This is a genomic window from Saccharomonospora halophila 8 (assembly GCF_000383775.1).
Lineage (GTDB): Bacteria > Actinomycetota > Actinomycetes > Mycobacteriales > Pseudonocardiaceae > Saccharomonospora > Saccharomonospora halophila.
In genome coordinates, this window is record NZ_KB912516.1 from 1 (window position 1) to 4,138 (window position 4,138).

Here is a 4,138-nt window from a genome sequence, read left to right on the forward strand (position 1 = left end):
GAAGTACTCCCCGTCGGCGTCCCGATCGTAGAGGATGCGGTGCTCGCGCAGAGCCGCGTGGCCCGCCCGCGGCTCGGCTAGGCTGCCCTGCGATGCCCGAGTACGCGATCCTCATCCTGCCGTCGGCCAACCGCGTCTACACCGACACCTCGCCCCGGCTGCTGCGCGCGGAACTCGCCGCGTTCGGCGACCGGGTGCTGACGACCCCGGTCACCGGCACGGACACGCGCACGATCGGCGGTGTCGACTACGTCACCCTCGGCACCGAGGCCCCACTCTCCGGGGGAGACGTGGCCCACCTGTCCAACCTGTCGTCGGCCTACGCACTGTTCGAGGTGCACGGCGAGCTGTTGCGGCCGCTGACGCTGGATCCGGTCGCCCTGTTCGACTCGGACCTGCTCACCATCCAGAAGTACACGGGCAAGACGAACGAGCTGTTCACCCGGCTCATGGTGAACCTGACGATGCTGGCCACCGACCGGCCCGCCGACCTGCTGCGCGGCGCCCGGCCCGGCGACGGGCACCGGCCGCCGCACGTGCTCGACCCGCTGGCCGGACGGGGCACGACCCTGAACCAGGCCATGATGTACGGGTTCGACGCCACCGGTGTGGAGACCGACGGCAAGGACTTCGAGGCCTACGAGCGGTTCCTGAAGACGTGGCTGCGCACCAAGCGGATCAAGCACAGTGCGGAGTCCGGGGCACTGCGCCGGAACAAGGCGCGCCTCGGGCAGCGGCTCGACGTCACCTACGGCGCGACGAAGGAGGCCTACCGAGCCGGGGACACCCGCAGGGTGACCTACTACAACACCGACACGCTGCGCACCGACGAACTGATCCGGCCCGGTTCGGTGGACGCGATCGTCACCGACGCCCCGTACGGGGTCCGGCACGGCAGCAAGGCGCGGGACGAGAGCCTGTCCCGCAGTCCGCGCGAGCTGCTCGCCGCGGCCCTGCCGGTGTGGACCCGCGTGCTGCGCCGCGGCGGCGCGCTGGGCGTGTCGTACAACACCTACGTCCTCGGCCGCGACGAACTCGCGGCCCTGCTCACCGACGCGGGCCTGACCGTGGTCACCGATCCGGCCCACACCACCCTCGCGCACCGGGTCGACCAGTCCATCCTCCGCGACGTCCTCATCGCCCGGAACCCCGCGAGTTGACACCCCACACCCGCGAGTCGACGCCCTGTGTCCGCGAGTCGACGCGTAAGACCCACAAGTCGACGCGCGGGACCCACGAGTCGACGTGTCCGGGACGGCGTTCGTCCGCGTCTCCGTCCCCCGGTGCGAGGACACCGCTGCCCCGAAGCGTCAGCTGACGGGCCTGGAGTGGCGACTCGCCGGGACGGGTGTCAGTCCTCGTCCGGGGGGAGGCGGTAGGGGTCGGTCTCCCCCGCGGGGTGGGCGGTGGTCGCCCGGCGGGCGACCTCGGCGTCGGCCTCCTTCGCGCGGGCGAGCAGGTCGTCGATGTGCCGCGCCTCGCCGGGGAGGTTGTCCGCGACGAACGTGAGCGTCGGCGTGTAGCGCACGCCGGTACCCTGCCCCACCTTCGTCCGCAGGACGCCCCGTGCCGACTCCAGTGCCGCGGCGGCGCCGGCGAAGTCCGGCGGGGTGTCCAGATCTTCCCCCAGCACCGTGTAGTACACCGTCGCGTCCCGCAGGTCGCCGGTGATCCGGGCATCGGTCACCGTGATGTTGCCCAGGCGTGGATCCTTGATGTCGTGTTCCAAGGCGGACGCCACGATCTGCGCGATCCGCTTGGCCAGTCTCCGTGCGCGTGCCCCGTCAGCCACGGCGCACCCCCTTCTTCTCAGTCACCAGCCTCGTCCTCCGGCCCCAACAACCGCCGGTGTGCCGACAGCAGTTCGAGGTCGGGGCGGTCCGCGACCCACCGTTCACAGGAGTCCAGCAGGTCCCGCACATGGGTGGCGTCGCCGGACACGGCCGCCACCCCGATCAACGCACGCCGGTGCAGGTGGTGGTGCCCGGCCTCGGCCACCGCCACCTCGTACCGTCGGCGCAGTTCGGCGAGGACCGGACGCACCGCCGACCGCTTCTGCTTCAGCGAACGCACGTCCCCGAGCAGCACGTCCAGTTCCAGCGCACCGACGAACACGGTCCGGCCCCCGGGGGATCAGGACCGGCCGGGCGGGCGTCCGCACGGACCCCGTACCCGGCCGGTCGGTCGGATCACTCGCGCGGCTTCTCGCGCATCTCGTACGTCTCGATCTCGTCCCCGACCTTGATGTCGGAGAAGCGGCCGAGGGTCATACCGCACTCGAACCCGTCGCGGACCTCGGTGACGTCGTCCTTGAACCGCCGGAGCGAGTTGACCGGCAGATTCTCGGACACCACCACGTTGTCCCGCAGCACGCGCGCCTTGGCGTTGCGCCGGATCTGGCCGGAGGTGACCATGCACCCCGCGATCGTGCCGACCTTGGAGGACTTGAACACGTCGCGGACCTCCGCCCGGCCGAGTTCGACCTCCTCGTACACCGGCTTGAGCATCCCCTTCAGGGCCTGCTCGATCTCCTCGATCGCCTGGTAGATCACCGTGTAGTACCGGACGTCGACGCCCTCGCGGCTCGCCCGCTCGGTCGCCTTGCCCTGGGCCCGCACGTTGAACCCGAGCACGATCGCGTCGGAGGCCGTGGCCAGGTCGATGTCGCTCTCCGTCACACCACCGACACCGCGGTGGACGATCCGCAGGTCGACCTCGTCACCCACGTCGATCTGGGTCAACGACGCCTCGAGTGCCTCGACGGTACCCGAGTTGTCACCCTTCACGATCAGGTTGAGGGTGTTGGTCTCCTTCAGTGCGGAGTCCAGGTCCTCCAGGCTCACCCGCTTGCGCTTGGCGGCGTTCTCCGCGTTGCGGATGCGGGCCTGGCGACGTTCGGCGATCTGCCGCGCCACCCGGTCCTCCTCCACGACGAGGAACGTGTCGCCCGCCCTCGGCACCGAGGTGAACCCGATGACCTGCACCGGCCGCGACGGTGCCGCCTCGGTGACATCGTGGTTGTACTCGTCCACCATCCGGCGCACCCGCCCGTAGGCGTCCCCGGCGACGACCGAGTCACCCACGCGCAGCGTGCCCCGCTGCACCAGCACCGTGGCCACCGGGCCCCGGCCGCGGTCGAGGTGTGCCTCGATCGCGACGCCCTGGGCCTCCATCCGCGGGTTGGCCCGCAGATCCAGCGCCGCGTCGGCGGTCAGCACGATCGCTTCGAGCAGCCCCTCCAGGTTCAGCCCGGGCTTGGCCGCGACGTCGACGAACATCGTCTCGCCGCCGTACTCCTCGGCCACCAGCCCGTACTCGGTGAGCTGCTGGCGCACCTTCGCCGGGTTCGCGCCCTCGACGTCGATCTTGTTGACCGCGACCACGATGGGCGCCTTCGCCGCCTGCGCGTGATTGACGGCCTCGATCGTCTGCGGCATGACACCGTCGTCGGCCGCCACGACGATCACCGCGATGTCCGTCGCCTGCGCACCGCGGGCACGCATGGCGGTGAACGCCTCGTGACCCGGGGTGTCGATGAAGGTGATCGTGCGGGCCTCGTCCTCGACCTCGGTCTCGACCTGGTAGGCACCGATGTGCTGGGTGATGCCACCGGCCTCGGCGTCGGCGACCTTCGTCTGCCGGATCGTGTCCAGCAGCTTGGTCTTGCCGTGGTCGACGTGACCCATCACGGTCACCACCGGGGGCCGGGCCCGCAGCTCATCGTCGCTGCCGGTGTTCTCCCCGAAGGTGATGTCGAAGGCCTCGAGCAGCTCGCGGTCCTCCTCCTCGGGGCTGACCACCTGGACGTTGTAGTTCATCTCCGTGCCGAGCAGTTCGAGCACGTCCTCGGAGACGGACTGCGTCGCGGTGACCATCTCGCCGAGATGGAACAGCACCTGGACCAGGGAACCCGGATTCGCGTTGATCTTCTCCGCGAAGTCCGTCAGCGAGGCGCCGCGCGGAAGCCGGATGGTCTCGCCGCCGCCCTTGGGCAGACGGACGCCACCGACCGACGGCGCCTGCATGTTCTCCATGTACTCCTGGCGCTTCTGCCGCTTCGACTTGCGGCCCTTGCGCGCGGGCCCACCGGGCCTGCCGAACGCACCCGCGGCACCGCCGCGACCGCCGGGAGCACCAC

The 4,138-nt window shown here is 70.5% G+C and carries 4 protein-coding genes; 1 reads left to right on the plus strand and 3 read right to left on the minus strand.

Going from position 1 to position 4,138, the window contains the following annotated elements; translation table 11 throughout:
- The first annotated feature begins 92 nt into the window (after window positions 1-92).
- Window positions 93-1,160, plus strand: a complete 1,068-nt coding sequence (locus SACHA_RS0107425; RefSeq protein WP_019808441.1) for a TRM11 family SAM-dependent methyltransferase — start codon at window positions 93-95, stop codon at window positions 1,158-1,160.
- Window positions 1,161-1,351: 191 nt separating this feature from the next.
- Here SACHA_RS0107425 and rbfA read toward each other — a convergent pair whose 3' ends face one another.
- The 3 genes from rbfA to infB form a co-directional block, all read right to left on the minus strand.
- Window positions 1,352-1,792, minus strand: a complete 441-nt coding sequence (rbfA, locus tag SACHA_RS0107430; protein WP_019808443.1) for a 30S ribosome-binding factor RbfA — start codon at window positions 1,790-1,792, stop codon at window positions 1,352-1,354.
- A gap of 17 nt (window positions 1,793-1,809) precedes the next feature.
- Window positions 1,810-2,115, minus strand: coding sequence for a DUF503 domain-containing protein (locus SACHA_RS0107435; RefSeq protein WP_019808445.1), 306 nt, complete (start codon window positions 2,113-2,115; stop codon window positions 1,810-1,812).
- Between the two features lie 74 nt (window positions 2,116-2,189).
- Window positions 2,190-4,138: translation initiation factor IF-2 (gene infB / locus SACHA_RS0107440; protein WP_019808447.1), on the minus strand; the 1,949-nt coding region annotated here is incomplete at its 5' end.

Excerpts from the sequence above, each read along its gene's own strand:
- SACHA_RS0107425 (WP_019808441.1), top strand. The coding sequence starts at position 93 with ATGCCCGAGTACGCGATCCTCATCCTGCCGTCGGCCAACCGCGTCTAC.